We start from the raw sequence: 22387 nt of genomic DNA, 5'->3' as shown, positions 1-22387 counted from the left end.
CTGTCTCGCCATGGACGCGCAGATCACCGAGAGCCAACTCCTCGCCCGGTATGGGCGGGGAGAGAGAGTGTTCTCGAACCTCGACATCGTCGCCGACGGGTCCGACGCCCTCGAAGGCGCCGTCTTGGACGGTGTCGAGATGCGGGGCTGTTGCCTCGCCGTTTCGCTGCGCGGGACGTCGCTCCGCAGTTCCTGGATGCGCTGCAATCTCAAGACCTGCGACTTCACCGGCGCAGACCTGACGGGGGCCGATTTCCGCGATGCGGCCCTATGCGCAACCACCTTTCAGGGGGCGAAGATGGAAGGCGCACGGTTCGCCGGCGCCTTCTTCCACAGCTACAGTCTCGCTGACGGCGAGACGCCCGACTGGTAGGCGCTACTCCACCGTCACCGATTTCGCCAGGTTGCGCGGCTGGTCGACGTCCGCGCCCTTGATCACCGCCACGTGGTAGGCCAGCAGCTGGATCGGGGCCGACATCACCAGGGTCGAGACCAGCGGATCGCTGGCCGGGGCGGTGACCACCACCTTGGCGCCTTCGGGGGCGTGCTTCACGCCTTCGGTGTCGGTGATGAAGATCACCTGGCCGCCGCGCGCCATGACCTCGCTCATGTTCGAGGCCGACTTTTCGAACCAGCTGTCGTGGGGCGCCAGGATGACGATCGGGGTCTTGTCGTCGACCAGGGCGATCGGGCCGTGCTTCAGCTCGCCGGCGGCGTAGCCCTCGGCGTGGATGTAGCTGATCTCCTTGAGCTTCAGCGCGCCTTCCAGGGCCAGGGCCGACATGGGGCCGCGGCCCAGATAGAGCACGTCGCGGGCCTTGGCCACGTCGGCGGCGATCTCCTTGATCGCGCCTTCCAGGCCGATGGCCTCGGCGATCAGGCGCGGGGCCTCCAGCAACACCTTCACCAGGCGTTGCTCCTCGGCCGCGTCGATGGTCCCGCGGGCCTTGGCGGCGGCCACGGCGATGGCGGTCAGCACGCTGACCTGGGCGGTGAAGGCCTTGGTCGAGGCCACGCCGATCTCGGGCCCGCAGTGGATCGGCCAGACCACGTCGACCTCGCGGGCCATGGTCGACTCGGTGGCGTTGACCACGACGGCGCTCTTCATGCCCTTGGCCTTGCAGTAGCGCAGGGCGGCCAGCGTGTCGGCGGTCTCGCCCGACTGCGACATGGCCACGACCAGGGCGCCCGGCCGCAGGGCCGGCTGGCGATAGCGGAACTCCGAGGCGATCTCGACGTCGACCGGCAGGTCGGCCAGCTGCTCGATCAGGTACTTGCCGATGACACCGGCGATGTAGGAGGTGCCGCAGGCGACGATCTGGATGCGCTCAAGCTTGGCCCAATCGACGTCGCCGGGGATGGCGGTGCGGCTGGTCAGGGCGTCCACATAGGCCGCGATGGTGCGCTGGCACCCCTCGGGCTGGTCGTGGATCTCCTTTTCCATGAAATGGCGGTACTCGCCCTTCTCCATCATCACGGCGCTGGTCGGGACCACGCGCACGGGGCGGGTCACCGTCGCGCCCGAGGCGTCGAAGATCTTCGCGCCGTCGTGGTCGAGGGCAACGTAGTCGCCCTCGTCGAGATAGATCACCCGGTTGGTGAAGGGGCCGACCGCCAGGGCGTCCGAGCCCAGGAACATCTCGCCCTGGCCCTCGCCGACCACCAGCGGGCTGCCGCGGCGGGCGCCCAGCACAAGGTTCTCGAAGCCGTCGATCAGCACGGCCAGCGCATAGGCGCCGGTCAGCCGGTCGAGCGTGGCCTTGAAGGCGTCGATGGGGGCCAGGCCCGTGGCGAGCTCGGCGTCGATCAGGTGGGCGATGACCTCGGTGTCGGTGTCGCTCTCGAAGGTGCGGCCGGCGGCCGACAGCTCGGCCTTCAGTTCGGCGAAGTTCTCGATGATGCCGTTGTGCACCAGGGTCACCCGGCCGGCGCTGTGCGGGTGGGCGTTGGCGACATTGGGCGCGCCGTGCGTGGCCCAGCGGGTGTGGCCGATGCCGGTGGTTGCGGTCAGCGGATCGGCGGCCAGAACCTCTTCCAGCGCCTTGATCTTGCCCTTGGCCCGGCGGCGCTGGACGCCGCCGCCGACCACGCCCGCCACGCCGGCGGAGTCGTAGCCGCGATACTCGAGCCGCTTGAGGCTCTCGACCAGACGCTCGGCGACGGGGGCCTTACCGACGATGCCGATGATGCCGCACATGGGACATGATCCTTTGTAGAACGCGCCTGGAGGACTATTGCTACCAGCACGGGATATTTCGAGCGCGGCCTTTAGCACTCGTGCAGGGGCCGGCGACGTAAATCTGCATTTCGGATCGTTTCGCGGTCCGTACGAGACTTCGAAGACGCTCTATATGGGCGTTGCTCCGATTCACACAGCGACCCGACAGCGACGAAGACCATCACCATGAGCAAGCGCGCCTATTTCGGCACCGACGGCATCCGCGGCCAGGCCAATAAGCACCCGATGACCGCCGAAGTCGCCCTGCGCGTCGGCCTGGCGGCCGGCAAGCTGTTCCGCTCGCAGGACGACCGCCGCCACCTGGTGGTGATCGGCAAGGACACCCGCCTGTCGGGCTACATGATCGAGCCGGCCCTGGTGGCGGGCCTGACCAGCGTCGGCATGGACGTACGGCTGTTCGGCCCGCTGCCGACCCCGGCCGTGGCGATGATGACCCGCTCGATGCGCGCCGACCTCGGCATCATGATCAGCGCCAGCCACAACAACTTCGCCGACAACGGCATCAAGCTGTTCGGCCCCGACGGCTACAAGCTGTCGGACGAGCAGGAGCTGAAGATCGAGGCCCTGATGGACGAGGGCCTGYAGGAAGGCCTGGCGGCCCCGCGCGACCTGGGCCGCGTCAAGCGCATCGACGACGCCCAGGCCCGCTATGTCGAGATCGTCAAGGCGACCTTCCCGCGCCATCTCAGCCTTTCGGGCCTGCGCATCGTCATCGATTGCGCCAATGGCGCGGCCTACAAGGTGGCGCCCACCGCGCTCTACGAACTGGGCGCCGAGGTCATCAGCCTGGGCGTCACGCCCGACGGCACCAACATCAACGAGGAGTGCGGCTCGACCCATCCCGACGCGATGGCCAAGCTGGTGCGCGAGTATCGCGCCGACATCGGCATTGCCCTGGACGGCGACGCCGACCGCCTGGTGATCTGCGACGAGAAGGGCCTCGTGGTCGACGGCGACCAGATCATGGCCATCATCGCGGCCGCCTTCGCCAAGGCCGGCGCGCTGAAGGGCGGCGGCGTCGTGGCCACGGTGATGTCGAACCTTGGCCTCGAGCGCCAGCTGGGCGGGCTGGGCCTGACCCTGGAGCGCACCTCGGTCGGTGACCGCTACGTGATGCAGCGCATGCGCGAGGGCGGCTTCAACGTCGGCGGCGAGCAGTCGGGCCACCTGATCCTGTCGGACTTCTCGACCACCGGCGACGGCTTGATCGCCGCGCTGCAGGTGCTGGCGGTGATGGTCGAGAGCGGCAAGCCGATGAGCGCCCTGGCCCGCCAGTTCGAGCCGGTGCCGCAGCTTCTGGAAAACGTCCGCTTCGCCGGCGGCAAGCCGCTGGAGGCCAAGGCCGTCAAGGAAGCCATCGCCGACGGCGAGGCGCAGCTGAACGGGGCCGGCCGCATCGTCGTCCGCGCCTCGGGCACCGAGCCGCTGATCCGGATCATGGCCGAGGGCGACGATCCGGCCCTGGTGCGCAAGGTGGTCGGCGATATCGCCGCGGCGGTGAAGGCCGTCTGAGGGCGGAAGGTCGAATTTTCCGTGCAGCCACACTAATTTGGGCGAAAAAGCGGCCGAAACCCGTCTAAAAGGCGACGGCTCAGGTTGTGTTTCGTCAGTTTCGTGACATCGTCGTTCCCGTGGTTAACGGCGCGAGCCCCCACAGCGCCGAGCCACGGAGGAAGCCCAAGGTGTTCCACACGCATGGTTCGCGGCCCCCTGCCGCGCCCGGCCTTCTGCACAACCGCGAGTTCCGCCGGGCGGTGCTGTTCGGCGGCGCGTTCAGCGGCCTGTTCTGGCTGGCCACGGCCTATGTGGCCGGCCGGTTGCTGCTCAATCTCTGAGACGGCCAGAGGGCGCCCGCCGGTTCAGGCCGAGGCGCGCTCCACGACATCATAGGCTTCGAGCACGTCGACCGGCGGATCCTCGCCGGGCGGGCGGCGCAAGGCCTCCAGCAATAGATCCAGCGCGCGCCCGGTCATGCGGTCGATCGGCTGGCGCACCGTGGTCAGCGGCGGCCAGACCCTTGTCGCCAGCAGGGTGTCGTCGAAGCCGGCCACGGCCAGGTCGCGGGGCAGGACCAGGCCCTGGCGGTGAGCCACCCACAACGCGCCGGCGGCCATGTCGTCATTGGCCGCGACGATGGCGTCGGGCGGCGTCGGCAGCGCCAGCAGCCGCTCGCTCGCCGCCAGGCCGGACTCGAAGGTGAAGCGGCCCTCGACCACCAGTTCGTCCGGCAGGGAAAGTCCGTACGCCGCCAGCGCCTGGCGGCAGCCCTCCAGGCGCTCGACGCTGTCGGAATGGTCCTGCGGTCCGGCGATGACGGCGATGCGCCGCCGGCCCTTGGCGGCCAGCCGCTCGGTGATCGCGCACGAGGCGGCCCGGTTGTCGATGCGCACGGTGATCATGTCGGGCAAGGGCGCGGCGGTGGCGATCGAGGCGGTCGCCAGGCCCAGGGCCGCGAAGCCGGCCGAACCGCTCAGCACCGTGTCGAACGGCGGCAGCAGCAGGAGGGCGTCGGCGCCCGACCGCTGCAGCGAGCGCGCCGTCTCCAGGGCTTCGTGGGGCGAGGCGGCCTTGCGGGTGATCAGCTGCAGGCCGCGCTCGGCGCTGGCCACGGCGGCGGCGGCCAGCACGGCGTGGATGAACATGCTGTCGACCCCGGCATAGAGCAGGCCCACCCTCGCCGGCGCCGCGCCGACCAGCCGCCGCGCGGCCGAGCTGGGCACGTAGCCCAGGGCGGCGATGGCGGCCATCACCCGATCCCGGGTTTCGGTCGAGAACTTGCCCGTGCCGTTGAAGACGTTCGACACGGTCATGGCCGAGACGCCGGCCCTTTCCGCCACGTCCCTGATCGTCACCCTGGCCCGCTCGCGGGGGCGCCTCGCGCGCTGCATGGTCGTCGGATCCCGGAGGGTTGAAGGGCCCGTGAAGGGCGCTCCGAAAGAGGGTTGTGGTTTAACGATAAACCTCGCAACCCTTCGGCGCGACTCTCAAATCCAGTGAAGCTTGGCCCATGACCTCTTCCGCCGCCGCGACCTCGACGGACGCCACCGCGCCCGCCAAAGGCCACTACGTCATCCTCGACGGCCTGCGGGGCGTTGCGGCCCTGATGGTGGTCGTCTTCCACCTGTTCGAGGCCTATTCCGGCGGCAGTCCGCACAAGCAGATCATCAACCACGGCTACCTGGCGGTGGACTTCTTCTTCCTGCTGTCGGGCTTCGTGGTCGCCTACGCCTATGACGACCGCTGGGGCGGCATGACCCAGTGGCAGTTCTACAAGCGGCGCCTCGTGCGCCTGCAGCCGATGATCATCGTCGGCGGCCTGATCGGCGCGGCCCTGCTGGGCCTGCAGCACTGGTCGCTGTTCCCCAAGCTCGAGGCCGTCACGGTCTGGCAGGTGATCGGGGTGATGCTGCTGGGCGCCCTGATGATCCCGATGACCCCGTCGGCCGAGATCCGCGGCTGGGGCGAGATCTATCCGCTGAACGGCCCGCAATGGTCGCTGTTCTACGAGTACGTCGCCAACATCCTCTACGCTGTGGGCCTGCGGAAGCTGCCTATCCGCTGGCTGGGCGCGCTGGTGGCGGTTTCGGCCCTGGCCCTGGTCGGCCTCCTGGTGCTGGGTCCGCGCGGCGATGTGATCGGCGGCTGGGCGCTGAACGCCAGCGGCGTCCACATCGGCCTGACCCGCGTGATGTTCCCGTTCTTCGCCGGCGTGCTGCTGATGCGCCTGGGCAAGCGGATCAAGGTCCGCCACGGCTTTGCGGTGTGCAGCGTGCTGCTGATCGCGGCCCTGTCGCTGCCGCGCTTCGGCGGCCCTGAGCGGCTGTGGGTCAACGGCCTGTACGAGGCCGCCTGCGTGATCCTGCTGTTCCCGCTGATCGTGGCGATCGGCGCCGGCGAAAAGGACGTCGACGGCCCCAGCCTGCGGATCGCCCGCTTCTTCGGCGACCTGTCCTACCCGCTCTACATCACCCACTATCCGCTGATCTACATCTACACCGGCTGGGTCGTGGACAAGAAGATCCCCGCCGCCCAGGGCGCGCTGGTCGGGGCGGGGGTGTTCGTGGCGGCGGTGGCGATCGCCTGGGCCTGCCTCAAGCTCTATGACGAGCCGGCGCGCCGCTGGCTGGCCGGCAAGCTGCTGCGGCGGGCCTGACCCGGGGGCGGCCTGGTCTAGAGGCTGGCGTAGGCCGCCTTGATCAGGCCGACCGCGCGCGGGTCGCCGATCAGTTCGTTGCCCTGGCGGTTCATCACGTACGAGCCCGAGACGCCGGTCTTCGGATCGGCGAAGGCGCACGATCCGCCCCAGCCCGAGTGACCGAAGGCGTCGGCCGTGGGGCCGTAGAAGAAGTTGGGCGTGTTGCGCATGAAGCCCGCGCCCCAGCTGATCTTGTAGGGCAGGACGAGATCCTGGCCGGCGATGCGCTCGGCCCGGGCCAGCTCCATGGTCTGGGGCGAGAGGATCTTCACGCCGTCCAGCGTGCCGCCGCTGGCCAGGGCGCCCATCAGGCGGGCCAGCGAATGGGCGGTGGCGTGGCCGTTGGCCGAGGGGATCTCGGCCCGCCGCCATTCACCGGTGCCGCGGCCGCCGGGCGCGGCCCACTTGGTCATGAAGGCAGCCTTCACCGCGTCGTTGATCTCGCCGAACTTCGGGAAGGCGGTCGGGCGCATCAGGTCGGCGCAGCGCGCATGCTCGCTGTCGGGCAGGCCGATCCAGATGTCCAGGCCCAGCGGCTGGGCCAGGTCCTCGCGCAGGGCCGTCCCCATGCTGCGGCCGTCGACGCGGCGGAAGATCTCGCCGGCCGTGAAGCCGAAGGTCACCGGGTGGTAGCCGCTGGCCGAACCGATCGGCCACAGCGGGGCCATGGCGGCGAGTTTCGCGGTCGTCGCCTCCCAGTCGAACCAGATGGCCGGGTCGACCTCGTCGAGGAAGCCCGACAGGCCGTCCTGGTGCGACATCACCTGGCCGACGGTGACGTCCTGCTTGCCGGCCTGCGCGAACTCCGGCCAGACCGAAGCCACGGTCTGGTCGTAGGTCAGCTTGCCCTGGTCGACGAGGCGCGCGACCAGCAGGGCGGCGATCGCCTTGGTGGTCGAGAACAGCGGGGTCAGGGTGTCGGGGCCGAAGGCGACCTGATGCTTGCGGTCCGCATGGCCGGCCATCAGGTCGACGACCACCTCGCCGTCCACGGCCAGGGTGAAGCGCGCGCCAAGCTCGCCGCCGCCCGGCGAAGCCGGATCGAAATTGGCCTCGAAGGCTTCGTAGACCTGGGCGAACGGGGCGGGGCAGACGCCGGTGATGTCGAGGCTCATGAAGTTTCGTCTAGCCCGCCGGGCCGGGGTTTGTCATCCGAAGGACCGTGCAACGCGTAACCGGAGCCCGCCGATGAAGCCCGAAGTCCTGCAGCTCAAGGCCCTGTCGCCCCAGCTCGAAGCCGGCCTGGAGGCGGTCTACGCCGTCCATCGCCCCTATCGCGCCGCCGATCCGGACGCGCTGATCGCGCAGGTCGCGGGCCAGGTGCGCGCGGTGGTCACCGGCGGCGACCTAGGCGTGCCCGCCGCGCTGTGGGATCGCCTGCCGGCCCTGGAGATCGTCGCCGTGCACGGCGTCGGCCTCGACAAGGTCGACCTCGACCTCGCCGCCGCGCGCGGGATCGCCGTGACCACGACGCCGGGCGTGCTCACCGAAGACGTCGCCGAACTAGCCATCGGGCTGTGGCTGTCGCTGTCGCGCCGGATGGTCACGGCCGACCGTTACGTGCGCGAAGGCCGCTGGCCCAGGGCTGAGCGCCTGCCCCTGGCGCGGCGGGCGAGCGGACGCAAGGTGGGGATCCTGGGCCTGGGCCAGATCGGCCGGGCGATCGCGCAGATGGCCGCCCCCTTCGCGGCAAGCATCGCCTATCACAGCCGCCGGTCGGTGGAGGGCGTTGCTTACGCCTACCACGCCAGCCCGCTGGAGCTGGCCCAGGCGGTCGACGTGCTGTTCCTGGTCACGCCCGGCGGCGCGGGGACCCCGCCCCTGGTCGACGCGGCGGTTCTGGCGGCGCTGGGGCCAGACGGCCTGTTGATCAATGTCGCGCGCGGCTCGGTGGTCGACGAGGCGGCCCTGGTCGCGGCGCTGACCGACGGGACGATCGCCGGCGCGGGTCTCGACGTGTTCGAGGACGAGCCGAACGTGCCGGAGGCGCTGTGGTCGATGGAGAATGTGGTGCTGCAACCACACCGGGGCAGCGCCACGGAAGAGGCCCGCCAAGGGATGGCGGCTCTGGTGCTGGAGAACCTGGCGCGGCATTTCGGAACGTGAGTAGGCCTTCCCAAGAACTCCCGTCATTCCCGCCACGAGGGCGGGAATGACGGGAATACGGGAGGGGCGCGGAGGCCCTTAAGCCAGCCGCTCGATCCGCACGGTCGGCGAGGTCTGCTTGATGCGGGCGGCCATGGCCACGATCGGCAGTTCCGGCGCGTTCCAGATGTTGGCGGCGGTGACGGTCTCGGCGACGCCGCCGACGGCGCGGGCCAGGCCGTAGGACAGGGTCTGGCCTTCCAGGATCGAGGCGGCGAACAGGGCGGTCAGAAGGTCGCCGGTGCCGCTGGGCGAGCGCTCGGCCTTGGCGTGGGCGGCCAGCCAGGCTTCCTTGCGGTCGGCATAGACGACGCCGATCTCGGCGCCGCGCTGCACCGACGAGACGATCACCGGCTTGTTCAGCAGGCGGGCGGCGCGCACCGCGCCGGCCGGATCGCGCACCTCGGCGCCGGTCAGGCGCTGCAGCTCCCAGGCGTTGGGGGCGACGATGTCCGCGCGGGGGATCAGGTCGGCGGCGATGGCGTCGGCGACCTCGGCCGGCACGTAGAGACCCTTGCCGGCGTCGCCCATGGTCGGGTCGACGATGATGGTCGGCTTGCGGCCCGAGGCGCCGTCGCGCGGGGCGGCCCGCAYGGCGTCGATGGCGCGGGCGGCTGCGCGCACCTGGGCGGCGGTGGCGAAATAGCCGGTGACGACCAGGTCGGCCAGGCCGAACAGGCCGTTGGCCTCCAGGCCGTCGAGCATGCCCTCGACCACCTCGATCGGCACCGGCGCGCCGCCGGGCACGCCCCAGCCGGGATGGCGGCCGAACAGCACCGTCGGCACGACCATGGTGTCGATGCGGAACTGGGTCAGGGCCGCGGCCTGGGCGGTGGCGCCCACCTGGCTGCCGGCGACGTGGCTGGAAATGAGAAGCGCGAGCGGCATGGCCAAAGCAGTTAGCCGAGCCTGCAGAACTTGAACAGGGCGTCACGAAGGCAAAAAGACGACCGCCTGTCCGATGGTCGATCCGCAACAAAAAAGCCCGCTCCGAAGAGCGGGCTTTCCTTGGATCTGCCGGTTGGCGGACCGCTTAGTAGCGGTAGTGGTCCGGCTTGAACGGACCGGCTTCCGGCACGCCGATGTAGTCGGCCTGTTCCTTGTTCAGCTTCGACAGCTTCGCGCCGAGCTTTTCGAGGTGCAGGAAGGCGACCTTCTCGTCGAGATGCTTGGGCAGGGTGTAGACGTCGTTCTTGTAGGCGGCCTTGTTGGTCCACAGTTCGATCTGGGCCAGGGTCTGGTTGGTGAACGAGGCCGACATCACGAACGAGGGGTGGCCGGTGGCGTTGCCCAGGTTCACCAGGCGCCCTTCCGACAGCAGGATGATCTTCTTGCCGTCCGGGAATTCCACGTGGTGGACCTGCGGCTTGATCTCGTCCCACTTGAAGTTGCGCAGGCCGGCGACCTGGATCTCGCTGTCGAAGTGGCCGATGTTGCAGACGATGGCGTTGTTCTTCATCCGGCGCATGTGGTCGACGGTGATGACGTCCTTGTTGCCGGTCGCCGTGACGTAGATGTCGGCCTTGTCGGCGACGTCGTCGAGGGTCTGGACCTCGTAGCCTTCCATCGCCGCCTGCAGGGCGCAGATCGGGTCGATTTCGGTGACGATCACGCGGGCGCCGCCCTGGCGCAGGCTGGCGGCCGAGCCCTTGCCCACGTCGCCGTAGCCGCAGACCACGGCGACCTTGCCCGACAGCATCACGTCGGTGCCGCGACGGATGGCGTCGACCAGGCTTTCACGGCAGCCGTACAGGTTGTCGAACTTGCTCTTGGTGACGCTGTCGTTGACGTTGATGGCCGGGAACGGCAGGTCGCCCTTGGCGGCCATCTGGTACAGGCGGTGCACGCCCGTGGTGGTCTCTTCCGACACGCCGCCGATGGCGTCGCGGATGGCGGTGTAGAAGCCCGGCTTTTCGGCCAGGTAGCGCTTCATGACGGTGAAGAGGGCTTCTTCTTCCTCGTTCTGCGGGTTGTTGAGGATCGTCGGATCCTTCTCGGCCTTCGGGCCGAGCACGCACAGCAGGGTGGCGTCGCCGCCGTCGTCGAGGATCAGGTTCGGGTAGCCGCCGTCGTGCCACTCGAAGATCTTGTGGGCGTATTCCCAGTACTCGACCAGGTTCTCGCCCTTGAAGGCGAAGACCGGGATGCCGGCGGCGGCGATGGCGGCCGCGGCGTGGTCCTGGGTCGAGAAGATGTTGCACGAGGCCCAGCGGACTTCGGCGCCCAGGGCCGTCAGGGTCTCGATCAGCACGCCGGTCTGGATCGTCATGTGCAGGCTGCCGGCGATGCGGGCGCCCTTCAGGACCTGCGCGGGGCCGTACTCGGCGCGCGTGGCCATCAGGCCCGGCATTTCGGTYTCGGCGATGGCGAGTTCCTTGCGGCCGAAGTCGGCGAGCGAGATGTCCTTGACGATGTAGTCGGCCACGGGCGGCTCCTGATCGGGGGAAATGTCTTGGCCGCGTTATAGCGCGGGCGGTGGAGAGTGGCAAACTGACATAAAGATTTCCTTATGTCCGTGCGCCGCCGAAACAGGCAGAAGGCAATACGCCTGACGGGAGAACTGGCGTGACCCTTGCGGACCAAGGCGGCTCTAGTGCCAAAGTGGGATGTGGGGGAATATCAACATGCGTTCGCCGAGCCGGCCTTTTTTCAAGGCCTATGAAGTCGTGGCCATCGTGGCCTTCGTGATCGTCGCCGCCGTCGTGGGCAGCCTGAAACTCGTCTACTAAGCCGGCCCGTCGGACCGTCCAGGGAACGGAACGCCGTTCGCCGCGCGTTGTAGGCGGATGCCGGAAGGTTCCGTTTCGACATCGCCGCCGCCGACCAGCCCCGGGCGCAAACCCGGAGGCCGCTGGCGCGCCTTGCCCCGATCCGCCCGCTGGGGGATCGGCGGCGCCCTGCTGATCCTGGCGGCGATCGTCGCCTTCTTCGTCTGGTTCGACTGGAACATGCTGCGCGGCCCCGTCGGCCGCTTCGCCTCGGCCCAGCTGAAGCGCGAGGTGCGGATCGACGGCGACCTGCGGGTCCATCCCTGGTCGTTCTCGCCCAAGGCCGAGGCCTACGGCCTGTTCCTGGGTCAGCCCGACTGGGCGCCCAAGACCGGTCCGCAGGCCGGCCACATGGCCCGCGTCGATCGCGTGGCGGTGCAGATCAAGCTGCTGCCGCTGCTGAAGGGCGACGTCATCCTGCCGCTGGTGGCGGTCGACCGTCCCGACGTGCGCCTGCTGCGCGAGGCCTCGGGCCGCGCCAACTGGACCTTCGGCGACCCGAACAAGAAGCGGACCAAGCCGCTGAAGCTGCCGGCCATCCAGCACTTCGTGATCAACGAGGGCGCCCTGCGGGTCGAGGATCGCCAGCGCGACGTGCTGTTCACCGGCACGGTCAGCTCCAACGAGCACGCCAGCGGCGACGGCAAGGGCCGTTTCGTGCTGGAGGGCAAGGGGACCTACAACCGCCAGCCGTTCCTGGCGCGGGTGACCGGCGGCCCGCTGCTGAACATCTCGCCCAATCGTCCCTATCCGTTCGATGCGCAGGTCAGCGCAGGGACCACGCGGGTCTCGGCCGAGGGCTCGATCACCAAGCCCTTCGACCTGGGCCGGTTCGAGAGCGACCTGACCATCGCGGGGACCGACCTGAACCGCCTCTACGGCCTGACGGGCCTGACCCTGCCCAACACCCCGCCCTACCGGATCAGCGGCCACCTGGCGCGCAAGGGCGGCCGGTTCGACTTCGAGAAGTTCTCGGGCCGCATCGGCGACAGCGACGTCAACGGCGACCTGTTCGTGCTGGTCGATCGCGAGCGGCCCTATCTGGAGGCCGACCTGCGCTCCAAGCGCCTGGATTTCGACGACCTGGGCAGCCTGGTCGGCGCCGCGCCCGCCACGGGTCGCGGCGAGACCGCCTCGGCCGGTCAGAAGGTCGAGGCCGGCCAGCGCGAGGCCACCGGCCGCATCCTGCCCGACGCCACCCTGCAGACCGACCGCGTGCGGGCCATGGACGCCAAGGTCACCTACCGCGCCCTGGCGGTGAACGCCCCTAACCTGCCCCTGCAGAAGGTTCGCCTGGACCTGACGCTGGACAAGGGCGTGCTGAACATGGACCCGATCGCCTTCACCTTCTCGCGCGGCGACCTGGCCGGCAAGGTGCGGCTGGACGCGCGGCCGAACGTGCCGGTCACCGACCTCGACCTGCGCCTGACCAACGCCAAGCTGGAGGACTTCATCCCGCTGAAGACGGCCGGCAAGCCGGCCATCGAGGGCGGCATCGTGGCCCGGGCCAAGCTGCGCGGGGTCGGCAATTCGGTGCACCGGGCGGCGGCCTCGTCGAACGGCACGGTGACCCTGGTCGCGCCCAAGGGCCAGGTGCGCCAGGCCTTCGCCGAGCTTCTGGGCGTTAACGCCTCCAAGGGCCTGTTGATGCTGCTGTCGAAGGATCCCAAGGAGACCAGCCTGCGCTGCGCCGTCGCCAGCTTCGACGTGAAGGACGGCGTCATGCGGGCCGACAAGATCATCGCCGACACCGGCGTCGTCGTCGCCAAGGGCGAGGGCACGATCAACCTGAAGACCGAGCGGCTGGACCTGCGCATCGAGGGCGACAGCAAGAAGCCGCGCCTGGTGCGGCTGTTCATCCCGATCGAGATCAAGGGTCCGCTGGGCCGGCCCGACATCGACCTGCAGCCCGGCGGCGCCATCGCCCAGGGCGGCGTGGCCGCGGCGCTGGGCTCGCTGCTCAGCCCGCTGGCGGCGATCCTGCCGTTCGTCACGCCGGGCCTGGAGAAGGACGCCGACTGCGCCAGCCTGGTGGCCGAGGCGCGGGGCGAGGGGGTGGCGGTGCGCACCACCCAGACCACCCAGGCGGCGCCGAAGAAGGGCAGGTAGCCCCGGCGCGCTTTTGAGTGGCGCTGTCGGCGTCCTCGCTCCAGAGTTTAAGGGCTGGACGAGGAGGGCGCGGATGAGGCTTTGCGCGAAGGTCGCGACGATCGCGGGCCTGCTGGTCGTGGGCTGGGCCCCGGCGGCGGGCGCGCAGGCCCAGCCCGCGACGCCCCGGATCGAAACCTACAAGACGCTCGGCGACGTCTCGCTGAAGGCCCACGTGTTCGCGCCGGCCGGCGATGCGGCCGCGCCGCGCCCGACGGCGCTGATCTTCCACGGCGGCGGCTGGGTGGCGGGGGAGCCGGCCTGGACCTACGGCGCGGCCAGGGTGCTGAACGGCCAGGGCCTGGTGGCCATCCCCATCGAGTACCGCCTGTCGCGCCAGGGCGTCACGCCCGCCGATGCGCTGGCCGACGCCTGCGATGCGTTCGCCTGGGCGCGGGCCAACGCCGCGCGGCTGGGGATCGATCCGGCGCGGGTGGCCGGCTACGGCGTCAGCGCGGGCGGCCAGCTGGTGGCGACGGCCGGCCTGGGCGGTTGTCCGGGCGGGACCAAGGGCCCTGACCTGATGCTGCTGTGGTCGCCGGCGCTCGACCTGGCCAGGGACGGCTGGTTCCGCAAGCTGATGGGCGGGGCCGATCCGTCCTCGATCTCGCCCCTGTCGCTGGCCGCGCGGGGCGGGCCGCCGGCCGCGATCGTGCAGGGCGCGGCCGACACCCTGACCCCGCTTCGTGGGGCGGAGGCCTTCTGCGCGAGCCTGAAGGCCGCCGGCGGCGCGTGCGAACTGCACGTCTATCCGGGACTGGGCCACCTGCTGACGCGAAACCTGAAGAACCAGGAGAGCGATTTCGACATCGATCCCGAGGCCGACCGCGACGGCGACGCGCGGCTCAACGCCTTCCTGGCGGCGCGGGGCTACGAGCGGCCGTAGGGCTCACCAGAACGGCTTGAGATCGTTCAGTTCGGCCAGGGCCGCCTTGGCCTCGCGCATCAGCCGGCCGGTGGCGTCCGGCGAGGCCGACAGGGCCCCCGCGGCGTAGGCGGCCTTGGGGTCGCCGTCGGCCAGGGCCGCCTGGCGCGCCAGGGCGGCGCCCAGCGCGTGGTCGTTAAGGCCGCCCAGGGCGTCCTGCAGCTCGCGGGTCGCCGCCGACCAGCGCTCCAGCCGCTTGGGGTGGTCGGGGAACAGCGGCGCCAGGGCGTCGATGGCGTAGCGCAGGCCCTTGCCCTGGATCCGCAGGCGGTGGCGGGCCTCGGCGTCCAGCGCCTCCAGGTCCGCGCCGCGGGTCAGCACCGCCTTGGAGAGTTTTTTCAGCCGCGCGGCGGCGAACGCCTTGGCGGGCGCGTCGCGGTCCTCGACCCGTTCAGGATCGGCCAGCCAGTCGCCGGCTTCCAGCCAGGCGGCGATGTCGAGCGCCAGCGGGCCGAAGCGGCTGGGCGCGGCCGCCTTCAGGGCGTCGGCATAGGCGCGCTGCTGGGCCTCGACCAGCGCCTTGCCCAGGGCGGCCAGGCCTTCGACCGGCTGCGGATCGGCCTCGGCGGCCGGGCGCCAGGTCTCGGCGACATAGACGTCGAGATCACGAGCCGGTCCCAGGGCGTCGGCGAGGGCCTTGAGCGGATCGGCCGCCGGCGTGGCCGCCAGCTTGCCGGTGACGGGGCGGAACAGTTTCAGCAGGGCGCGCAGGCGGCGGGCGGCCACGCGCAGATTGTGCAGCGCGTCAGGGCCGGGCAGGTCGGCCAGGGCCTCGGCGGCGACGCACAGGCGGCCCAGCGCGGTGTTGCCCAGGGCCTGGAAGGCCTCGGCGGCGGTCATGCCCTTTGTCAGGACGGCCGCCTCGCGGCGGGCGCCGGGCGCTTCGCCCAGAGCCAGGGCGTAGCCGCGCTCGGCCTTGCTGACCAGCGACAGGCGCAGCGGCGCGTGGGTCATCAGATCGCGCGCCAGGTCGAACAGGGCGGCCGGCTCGCCGGTCTTCAGTTCCAGTTCCAGTTCGCTGACGGCGGCGCGGTCGGTTCCGGCCTGCAGTTCGCCGCGGTCCAGCGCCGCCTCGATCACCGCCCCGGCGTGCTCGACCAGCCGCAGGGTGCGCTCGACCTTGGCGGCGAAGACCGGGGCCAGCACGTCGCCGTTGACGATGCGGCCGGCCGGGGTCTGGTCCAGCAGGTCGCGGTCTGGGCCGGGGCCGCTGACCGGGGCCTCCCACTCGCCGCGCGAGAAGACGCCGCCGGCCGAGGCCGATTTCAGGGTCTGCTTGCGGCCGCCGTCGCCGTCGCGCACCCGCAGGCCGAAGCCCGCCCGGCGCAGGGCGTGATCGGCCGTGTCGTAATAGGTGGCGTCGAGCCGGCGCACCGCGCCGTCGGCCCCCAGGCGGGCCAGGATCGCGTCGGAAGCCTCCGGGGCGATCAGGAACTTCAGTTCGATTTCGCGATCCATGATCCGACTATAACCACCTTGCAGGCGTTTGGCTTCCGCAACGCAACATCGTGCGGATGCGCGGGCCGTCTTGCCATTCGGATCGCCCAAGTTCAAACCTGCGCGCCATGACGCCGATCAACATCTCCGCACAGCCCCGCCACGACTGGACCCTCCAGGAGGTCGAGGCGCTGTTCGCCCTGCCGTTCATGGAGCTGGTGTTCGAGGCCGCGCGCGTGCACCGCGCCTGGTTCGACCCCTCCGAGATGCAGCTGTCGCAACTGCTGTCGGTCAAGACCGGCGGCTGCGCCGAGAACTGCGGCTACTGCAGCCAGAGCGCCCACTTCAAGACCGGCCTGAAGGCCGAGAAGCTGATGGAGCCGGCGGTGGTGATCGCCAAGGCCAAGGCCGCCCGGGCCGGCGGCGCCCAGCGCTTCTGCATGGGCGCGGCCTGGCGCGAGCTGAAGGACCGCGACCTGCCCAAGCTGGCCGAGATGATCGGCGGGGTCAAAGCGCTGGGCATGGAGACCTGCGCGACGCTGGGCATGCTGACCGCCGAGCAGGCCAAGCAGCTGAAGGACGCGGGCCTGGACTACTACAACCACAACCTCGACACCGGCCCGGACTACTACAAGGACGTGGTGACGACCCGCACCTACCAGGAGCGCCTCGACACCCTGGCCTATGTGCGCGACGCGGGCATGAGCACCTGCTGCGGCGGCATCGTCGGCATGGGCGAGACCCGCCGCGACCGCGCCGGCCTGCTGCACCAGCTGGCCACCCTGCCGTCGCATCCCGACAGCCTGCCGATCAATGGCCTGGTGCCGATCAGCGGCACGCCGCTGGGCGACCAGATCCTGGCGGAAGGCGAAAAGGCGATCGACTCCATCGAGTTCGTCCGCACCATCGCCGTGGCCCGCCTCGTCTGCCCCAAGGCCATGGTCCGCCTGTCGGCCGGCCGCGAGGGCATGAACCGCGAACTGCAGGCCCTGTGCTTCATGGCCGGCGCCAACTCGATCTTCGTCGGCGGCAAGCTTCTGACCACGCCGCTGCCCGACATGGACGACGACAGCCGCCTGTTCCACGACCTCGACCTCAAGCCGATGGTCATGGTGAAGGCGGAAGTCGCTCCGGAGGCCGTTCCGGCCGAGTAAGGCCCGCCGTTTCTGGACGAAATTTAATGAAGGCGGGCCGCGTGGCTCGCTTGTCCCAGATGCCCCGCAACCTATGGTGCGGGGCATCTTCGCTTTGCGCGAAACCTTTTCGGGGCCCTTCATGAAGCTGTTCGCCTCCGCCGCCGTCGCGGCGTTGCTCCTCGCCAACCCGGTGCTCGCGCAAGCCGCGCCCAAGCCGTCCGCCAAGGTCACCGGCCAGCTGGCCCAGCTGCCCAGCGTCGACATCCCCTACACCAAGTTCACCCTGGCCAACGGCCTGACCGTGATCGTCCACGAGGACCACAAGGCCCCGATCGTGGCGGTCAACATCTGGTACCACGTGGGGTCGAAGAACGAGCCCAAGGGCCGCACCGGCTTTGCGCACCTGTTCGAACACCTGATGTTCAACGGCTCGGAGAACTTCAACGACGACTGGTTCAAGGCGCTGGAGAAGCTGGGCGCCACCGACATGAACGGCACCACCAACGAGGACCGCACCAACTACTTCCAGAACGTGCCGACCGCGGCCCTGGACCAGGTGCTGTGGCTCGAGAGCGACCGCATGGGCCACCTCGTCGGCGCCATCGACAAGGCCAAGCTCGACGAGCAGCGCGGCGTCGTCCAGAACGAGAAGCGCCAGGGCCAGAACCAGCCGTACGGCCAGGTCTGGGACGTGATCACCGCCAGCACCTACGACGCCGACCACCCCTATGGCCACACGGTCATCGGCGAGATGGAAGACCTGGACGCCGCCTCGCTGGACGACGTGAAGAGCTGGTTCAAGCAGTACTACGGCCCGGCCAACGCCGTGCTGGTGCTGGCCGGCGACATCACGCCGGCCGAAGCCAAGGCCAAGGCCGAGAAGTACTTCGGCGACATTCCGTCGGGCCCGCCGGTCATGCGCCAGAAGGCCTGGGTGGCCAAGCGCACCGGCAGCCAGCGCGCCGAGATGCAGGACCGCGTGCCGCAGTCGCGCATCTACAAGGTCTGGAACATCCCGCAGTACGGCACCGCCGAGTCCGACTACCTGGCCCTGCTGGGCGACGTGCTGGTCTCCGACAAGACCTCGCGCCTCTACCAGCGCCTGGTCTACACCGACCAGATCGCCACCAATGTCGGCGCCGGGGTGTCCGACAGCGAGATCGGCAGCCAGTTCATCGTCACCCTGACCGTCAAGCCGGGCGGCGACCCGGCCGCAGTGGAGAAGGCCTTCGACGAGGAGTTCCAGCGCCTGCTGCGTGACGGCCCGACGCCCGAGGAAGTGGCCAAGGTCCGCACCCTGACGCTGTCGAACTTCGTGCGCGGGGTCGAGCGCATCGGCGGCTTCGGCGGCAAGTCCGACATCCTGGCCGAAAGCCAAGTCTATCTGGGCTCGCCCGAAGCCTACAAGACGAGCCTGGAGCGCATCCGCGGCGCCACCGCCGCCCAGCTGCAGGCGGCCGGCAAGGCCTGGCTGACCGACGGCGACTTCACCCTGACCGTGTCGCCGTTCCCCAACTACACGACCACGGCCGGCGCCGACCGCAAGGCGATGCCGGAAGTCGGTCCGACCAAGGCCCCGGCCTTCGTCAAGCTGGAGCGCGCCACTCTGTCGAACGGCATCAAGGTGGTCCTGGCCGAACGTCACGAGACGCCGCAGGTCCGCATCGACCTGCTGTTCGACGCCGGCGTGGCCGCCAACGCCGGCGACAAGCCGGGCCTGGCCGGCATCACCACCAGCATGCTGACCGAAGGCACCAAGAACCGCGACGGCCTGACCATCAGCCGCGAACTGGCCCAGCTGGGCGCGGGCATCAATTCGGGCAGCACCCTGGACCTGACCTCGGTGTCGCTGAACACCCTGACCACGACGCTGGATCCGGCCCTGGCCATCTATGCCGACGTGCTCAAGAACCCGGCCTTCAAGCCCGAGGACCTGGATCGCCTGAAGAAGCAGGCGATCGCCAGCGTCCAGCAGGCCAAGCAGAACCCGCAGGCCATGTCGAGCCGCATCCTGCCGGTGCTGACCTACGGTCCGGGCTCGCCCTACGGCCAGCTGACGACCGAGGCCACGCTGGCCTCGATCCAGCGCGACGACCTGGTGCGCTTCCAGTCCACCTGGCTGCAGCCGCAGGGCGCCACCCTGGTCGTGGTGGGCGACACCACCCTGGCCGAGCTGGTGCCGAAGCTGGAAGCCCAGCTGGGCGGCTGGAAGGGCGCGCAGGGCAAGACCAAGCCGTCGGTCCAGGCGCCGGCCAGCAAGGCCGCCGTCTACCTGATCGACAAGCCCGGCGCCCAGCAGTCGGTGATCGCCGCCGGCAACCTGCTGGGTCCGCGCGATCCGAACGACCAGGCCGCGCTCGACGCGTTCAACACCCTGTTCGGCGGCGACTTCGTCTCGCGCCTGAACATGAACCTGCGCGAGGACAAGCACTGGTCGTACGGCGCCTTCTCGGGCGTGCGCGACGCCCGCGGCTCGCGCCTGTTCCTGATCCGCGCGCCGGTCCAGACCGACAAGACCGCCGAGTCGTTCACCGAGGCCCGCAAGGAACTGACCGACATCATCGGTCCGCGTCCGGTGACCGCGGCCGAACTGGCCAAGGCCCAGAACAGCCTGACCCTGTCGATGCCGGGCAACTGGGAGACGGGCAGCGCGGTGGCCGGCTCGATCACCGAGCTGCTCAACTACGACCTGCCGGACACCTATTTCGACGAGTACCCCGCCGACGTGCGGTCGGTGACGGTCGAAAGCGCCACGGCGGCGGCCAAGAAGGCGATCAAGCCGGACGAACTGGTCTGGGTGATCGTCGGCGACCGCGCCGTGATCGAGCCCAAGCTCAAGGCCCTGAAGCTCGACATCAAGGTGATCGACGCCGACGGCAAGCCGGTCCAGTAGCACCGGCCGGACGGCAAGCGCGAAGGGCGGTCCTCACGGGCCGCCCTTTTCGTTTGTAGGCCCTTTTCATTTGTCGGGAGGGGCGGGCGCCGCGATAAGCCGCCAGACAGTCCGACCAGGAGACGCGCCGTGCAGCAGCCGACCGAGATCATCGTCCTCAGCGACGGCCCGGCCAACCTCATTGAAGGCGCCTGGCCCGACCGCACGATCGACGTGGTCACGCGGGCCGAACTCCACGCCTTCCGCGTCGCGGCCCCCAAGGGCCGGGTGCTGGTCTGCGCCGGCGGCGGCTATCTGCGGCTGATGCACGACCGCGAGGGCGTCGAGGCGGCGCTGTGGCTGAACGATCAGGGCTACGACGCCTATGTCCTGGCCCACCGCCTGCCGGGCGCGGCGAGCCCCGACGGGGTCTGGCCCTTCGACATCGCCCTGACCGACGGGCTCTTGGCCCTGGAGAAGATCCCCACCGACCTGCCGCGCTTCGTGCTGGGCCTGTCGTCGGGCGGCCACCTGGCCGGGACCCTGGCCTGCCAGAAGGCTGCGGACCTTGCCGGCGTGCTGATCACCTACGCCCCGATCAACGCCAACCACCGCGACTACAAGGCCCCGGCCGGCAAGCCCGACTATCCGCCGGTTGAAAAGCAGGCCTTCTACGACGCCTGGCCGATCGGCGTCGCGGCGCAGCCGCACGGCGTTCCGGCCTGCCCGGTGTTCCTGGCCTACGCCCTGCTCGACGAGGTGGTGCCGGTCGAGCATGCGCTGAACTTCATCAAGACCGCCCGCGACCTGAAGCTGGATCTCGACGCCCACGTCTTCGGCCAGGCCCCGCACGGTTTCGCCCTGCGCGAACTGGCGGGCACGCAAGGGAGCTGGCCGGAACTGGCGGCGCGTTGGATGGCGGCTAAGGCGGGGTAGGGGCCCTCCCCCCATCTCCTGTCATGCCCGCCCCTCGGGCGGGTATTGACCAAAACAGATGCCCACTCACGACGCCGGTTTGAAAGTCCGGAACAGGCGCGCCTCACGAGCCGTGGCGGCCAGTCGAAAGGGGATCTAGACGACCGTCCGCTTCCGACCCATTCGCCCTATCAGAATGCCTCCGACGAAGGCGCAAAGCGCTATCAGCCCGGCAAGCACCAGCGGCCGTCGATCTTGAGTTGGCGTCTCCATCGCCAGCGTGGTGAGTTCGCCGGGATGGAATTCCTTCAATACGCGGGCTCTCAAAGCATCATCTTTAATATCATTCGGACCGAGCATTCCGCGAACCACAAGCCGATCATTCTCGCGGCTGGCGTAGAATAGTCCGACTTTGTCATATTCTGGAAAAGCCGCACGATCGCAGTTCACTTCGGTATAATTCAGATCATAGGCGACAACGCCTGTCCCGACGTCGCCCTTGAACGACCTCCGAGGTAGAGATCTCACTTCAAGGCCACCGTCGTCCTCGACAAGGCCAACGACCCGCCCAACAAAGATCGCATCCGCTTCAGCCCAGTAGCGATCTTGATTAGCCCGCTGCAAGCGTTCGAAGGCATGCGCTCGGGTTTCTCCGGGATTGCGTGGAACCTGATAATCGCACGCTTCCGCCGGGCTGGCCGCCAGCCAGCACAACGCCGCAAACCCAAGGAGTGAAGTAGCGCGAAGCATTGGCCCATCCTTGGACACCCACGAGGCCGTGGTCAACGTTCCCCTATGGTCGACATCGAATCCCCCTTCCGCGCGATCTGTCGATAGCGGTGGAGGTCCCCGCCACGAGGGCGGGAATGACGGGCGGATAGGGAAGCGGCTCGAGCCGCGCCCTACCGCTCCTCGTCGAAGCGGTTGCCGACCAGTTCGACCAGGGCGTCGACAGCGGCTTCGGCCTCGGGGCCTTCGGCGGCGATGTCGATGGTCGAGCCGATGCCGGCGGCCAGCATCATCAGGCCCATGATCGAGCGGGCGTCGACGCTGGAGCCCTCGCGGGCGACGGTGACCTCGGCGTCGAAGCCCGAGGCCAGCTTGACGAACTTGGCCGAGGCCCGGGCGTGCAGCCCGCGCTCGTTGATGATCTCGACCGTGGCTGCCGCCGTCCTGCTCATTTTTCTCCCGCCAGCACGTAGGAGGCCACGGAGATATATTTGCGTCCAGCCTCCTGGGCGTGGGCGACGCAGGCGTCCAGGTCGTCGCGGGTGCGCACGCTGGCCAGCTTGATCAGCATCGGCAGGTTCAGGCCGGCGATGACCTCGGCCTTGGTCTGCTCCATCACCGAGATGGCCAGGTTGCTGGGCGTGCCGCCGAACATGTCGGTCAGCAGTATGACCCCGGCGCCGTCATCGACGGCGGCGCAGGCCTTCAGGATGTCCGACCGGCGACGCTCCATGTCGTCTTCCGGCCCGATGCAGATGGCCTTCACCGCGGTCTGCGGCCCCACCACATGCTCCATGGCGGAAACGAATTCCTCCGCCAAACGCCCGTGCGTGACGATCACGAGCCCGATCATGCCTGGTCTCTCAAACGGGATCCCC

General features: G+C 69.5%; 19 protein-coding genes. 10 read left to right on the top strand and 9 right to left on the bottom strand.

Going from position 1 to position 22387, the window contains the following annotated elements:
- Positions 1-10: 10 nt before the first annotated feature.
- Positions 11-373, top strand: a complete 363-nt coding sequence (locus AC1DCG_RS06695) for a pentapeptide repeat-containing protein (RefSeq protein WP_477029963.1) — start codon at positions 11-13, stop codon at positions 371-373.
- Between the two features lie 3 nt (positions 374-376).
- Here the strand turns inward: AC1DCG_RS06695 and glmS are convergent, their stop codons facing one another.
- On the bottom strand, positions 377-2197 hold the full coding sequence (gene glmS / locus AC1DCG_RS06690; protein WP_165262417.1) for a glutamine--fructose-6-phosphate transaminase (isomerizing): 1821 nt from the start codon (positions 2195-2197) through the stop codon (positions 377-379).
- Positions 2198-2404: 207 nt separating this feature from the next.
- Between glmS and glmM the strand changes: the two genes are divergently transcribed.
- Positions 2405-3751: a phosphoglucosamine mutase gene (glmM, locus tag AC1DCG_RS06685; protein ID WP_477041427.1), complete on the top strand. Its 1347-nt coding sequence runs from the start codon at positions 2405-2407 to the stop codon at positions 3749-3751.
- Between the two features lie 170 nt (positions 3752-3921).
- On the top strand, positions 3922-4074 hold the full coding sequence (locus AC1DCG_RS06680) for a hypothetical protein (RefSeq protein WP_165262413.1): 153 nt from the start codon (positions 3922-3924) through the stop codon (positions 4072-4074).
- Positions 4075-4098: 24 nt separating this feature from the next.
- Here AC1DCG_RS06680 and AC1DCG_RS06675 read toward each other — a convergent pair whose 3' ends face one another.
- The gene (locus tag AC1DCG_RS06675) at positions 4099-5127 is read right to left on the bottom strand and encodes a LacI family DNA-binding transcriptional regulator (protein ID WP_477029960.1); all 1029 of its coding nucleotides are present in this window, start codon (positions 5125-5127) and stop codon (positions 4099-4101) included.
- Positions 5128-5246: 119 nt separating this feature from the next.
- Here AC1DCG_RS06675 and AC1DCG_RS06670 point away from each other — a divergent pair, with 119 nt between their 5' ends.
- Positions 5247-6392 carry an acyltransferase family protein gene (locus tag AC1DCG_RS06670; RefSeq protein WP_165262409.1) on the top strand — a complete coding sequence of 382 codons (1146 nt, stop codon included), beginning with the start codon at positions 5247-5249 and terminating at the stop codon, positions 6390-6392.
- 17 nt (positions 6393-6409) lie between these two features.
- On the opposite strand, the gene AC1DCG_RS06665 is transcribed toward AC1DCG_RS06670, so the two are convergent.
- Positions 6410-7549: a serine hydrolase domain-containing protein gene (locus AC1DCG_RS06665; RefSeq protein WP_477029959.1), complete on the bottom strand. Its 1140-nt coding sequence runs from the start codon at positions 7547-7549 to the stop codon at positions 6410-6412.
- 73 nt (positions 7550-7622) lie between these two features.
- On the opposite strand from AC1DCG_RS06665, the gene AC1DCG_RS06660 reads away from it, so the two are divergent.
- A complete protein-coding gene (locus tag AC1DCG_RS06660; protein WP_477029958.1) occupies positions 7623-8540 on the top strand; it encodes a 2-hydroxyacid dehydrogenase in 918 nt (305 codons plus the stop codon).
- Positions 8541-8618: 78 nt separating this feature from the next.
- Here the strand turns inward: AC1DCG_RS06660 and AC1DCG_RS06655 are convergent, their stop codons facing one another.
- Positions 8619-9467: a PfkB family carbohydrate kinase gene (locus tag AC1DCG_RS06655; protein ID WP_477041426.1), complete on the bottom strand. Its 849-nt coding sequence runs from the start codon at positions 9465-9467 to the stop codon at positions 8619-8621.
- A 145-nt stretch (positions 9468-9612) separates the two neighbouring features.
- A complete protein-coding gene (ahcY, locus tag AC1DCG_RS06650; protein WP_165262401.1) occupies positions 9613-11004 on the bottom strand; it encodes an adenosylhomocysteinase in 1392 nt (463 codons plus the stop codon).
- A gap of 436 nt (positions 11005-11440) precedes the next feature.
- On the opposite strand from ahcY, the gene AC1DCG_RS06645 reads away from it, so the two are divergent.
- Together AC1DCG_RS06645 and AC1DCG_RS06640 are read left to right on the top strand one after the other, a co-directional pair.
- Positions 11441-13456, top strand: a complete 2016-nt coding sequence (locus AC1DCG_RS06645; RefSeq protein WP_477029956.1) for an AsmA family protein — start codon at positions 11441-11443, stop codon at positions 13454-13456.
- 73 nt (positions 13457-13529) lie between these two features.
- The gene (locus tag AC1DCG_RS06640) at positions 13530-14381 is read left to right on the top strand and encodes an alpha/beta hydrolase (RefSeq protein WP_477029955.1); all 852 of its coding nucleotides are present in this window, start codon (positions 13530-13532) and stop codon (positions 14379-14381) included.
- Between the two features lie 3 nt (positions 14382-14384).
- On the opposite strand, the gene AC1DCG_RS06635 is transcribed toward AC1DCG_RS06640, so the two are convergent.
- Positions 14385-15878, bottom strand: a complete 1494-nt coding sequence (locus AC1DCG_RS06635; RefSeq protein WP_477036485.1) for a CYTH and CHAD domain-containing protein — start codon at positions 15876-15878, stop codon at positions 14385-14387.
- 107 nt (positions 15879-15985) lie between these two features.
- Between AC1DCG_RS06635 and bioB the strand changes: the two genes are divergently transcribed.
- The 3 genes from bioB to AC1DCG_RS06620 all read left to right on the top strand — a co-directional run bounded on the left by bioB (position 15986) and on the right by AC1DCG_RS06620 (position 20801).
- Complete coding sequence (gene bioB, locus AC1DCG_RS06630) at positions 15986-17011, top strand: biotin synthase BioB (RefSeq protein WP_165262393.1); 1026 nt, start codon at positions 15986-15988, stop codon at positions 17009-17011.
- A 121-nt stretch (positions 17012-17132) separates the two neighbouring features.
- Positions 17133-19886, top strand: a complete 2754-nt coding sequence (locus AC1DCG_RS06625) for a M16 family metallopeptidase (RefSeq protein WP_477029953.1) — start codon at positions 17133-17135, stop codon at positions 19884-19886.
- A gap of 129 nt (positions 19887-20015) precedes the next feature.
- A complete protein-coding gene (locus AC1DCG_RS06620; RefSeq protein WP_477029952.1) occupies positions 20016-20801 on the top strand; it encodes an alpha/beta hydrolase in 786 nt (261 codons plus the stop codon).
- 135 nt (positions 20802-20936) lie between these two features.
- On the opposite strand, the gene AC1DCG_RS06615 is transcribed toward AC1DCG_RS06620, so the two are convergent.
- The 3 genes from AC1DCG_RS06615 to AC1DCG_RS06605 all read right to left on the bottom strand — a co-directional run bounded on the left by AC1DCG_RS06615 (position 20937) and on the right by AC1DCG_RS06605 (position 22362).
- The gene (locus AC1DCG_RS06615; RefSeq protein ID WP_477029951.1) at positions 20937-21530 is read right to left on the bottom strand and encodes a hypothetical protein; all 594 of its coding nucleotides are present in this window, start codon (positions 21528-21530) and stop codon (positions 20937-20939) included.
- A gap of 152 nt (positions 21531-21682) precedes the next feature.
- Positions 21683-21961: an HPr family phosphocarrier protein gene (locus AC1DCG_RS06610; RefSeq protein ID WP_116489063.1), complete on the bottom strand. Its 279-nt coding sequence runs from the start codon at positions 21959-21961 to the stop codon at positions 21683-21685.
- Positions 21958-22362 carry a PTS sugar transporter subunit IIA gene (locus AC1DCG_RS06605; protein ID WP_058348726.1) on the bottom strand — a complete coding sequence of 135 codons (405 nt, stop codon included), beginning with the start codon at positions 22360-22362 and terminating at the stop codon, positions 21958-21960. Before AC1DCG_RS06605 ends, AC1DCG_RS06610 begins: the two co-directional genes overlap by 4 nt.
- Between the last annotated feature and the right edge of the window lie 25 nt (positions 22363-22387).

It is taken from the genome of Caulobacter sp. 10L414 (genome assembly GCF_056395525.1).
This window is presented reverse-complemented; position numbering and strand designations above follow the sequence as displayed.

Excerpts from the sequence above, each read along its gene's own strand:
- AC1DCG_RS06670 (WP_165262409.1), top strand. The coding sequence starts at position 5,247 with ATGACCTCTTCCGCCGCCGCGACCTCGACGGACGCCACCGCGCCCGCC.
- AC1DCG_RS06615 (WP_477029951.1), bottom strand. The coding sequence starts at position 21,530 with ATGCTTCGCGCTACTTCACTCCTTGGGTTTGCGGCGTTGTGCTGGCTG.
- AC1DCG_RS06605 (WP_058348726.1), bottom strand. The coding sequence starts at position 22,362 with ATGATCGGGCTCGTGATCGTCACGCACGGGCGTTTGGCGGAGGAATTC.
- AC1DCG_RS06610 (WP_116489063.1), bottom strand. The coding sequence starts at position 21,961 with ATGAGCAGGACGGCGGCAGCCACGGTCGAGATCATCAACGAGCGCGGG.
- AC1DCG_RS06665 (WP_477029959.1), bottom strand. The coding sequence starts at position 7,549 with ATGAGCCTCGACATCACCGGCGTCTGCCCCGCCCCGTTCGCCCAGGTC.
- AC1DCG_RS06695 (WP_477029963.1), top strand. The coding sequence starts at position 11 with ATGGACGCGCAGATCACCGAGAGCCAACTCCTCGCCCGGTATGGGCGG.
- AC1DCG_RS06625 (WP_477029953.1), top strand. The coding sequence starts at position 17,133 with ATGAAGCTGTTCGCCTCCGCCGCCGTCGCGGCGTTGCTCCTCGCCAAC.
- glmS (WP_165262417.1), bottom strand. The coding sequence starts at position 2,197 with ATGTGCGGCATCATCGGCATCGTCGGTAAGGCCCCCGTCGCCGAGCGT.
- AC1DCG_RS06635 (WP_477036485.1), bottom strand. The coding sequence starts at position 15,878 with ATGGATCGCGAAATCGAACTGAAGTTCCTGATCGCCCCGGAGGCTTCC.
- AC1DCG_RS06675 (WP_477029960.1), bottom strand. The coding sequence starts at position 5,127 with ATGCAGCGCGCGAGGCGCCCCCGCGAGCGGGCCAGGGTGACGATCAGG.
- AC1DCG_RS06660 (WP_477029958.1), top strand. The coding sequence starts at position 7,623 with ATGAAGCCCGAAGTCCTGCAGCTCAAGGCCCTGTCGCCCCAGCTCGAA.
- AC1DCG_RS06640 (WP_477029955.1), top strand. The coding sequence starts at position 13,530 with ATGAGGCTTTGCGCGAAGGTCGCGACGATCGCGGGCCTGCTGGTCGTG.
- bioB (WP_165262393.1), top strand. The coding sequence starts at position 15,986 with ATGACGCCGATCAACATCTCCGCACAGCCCCGCCACGACTGGACCCTC.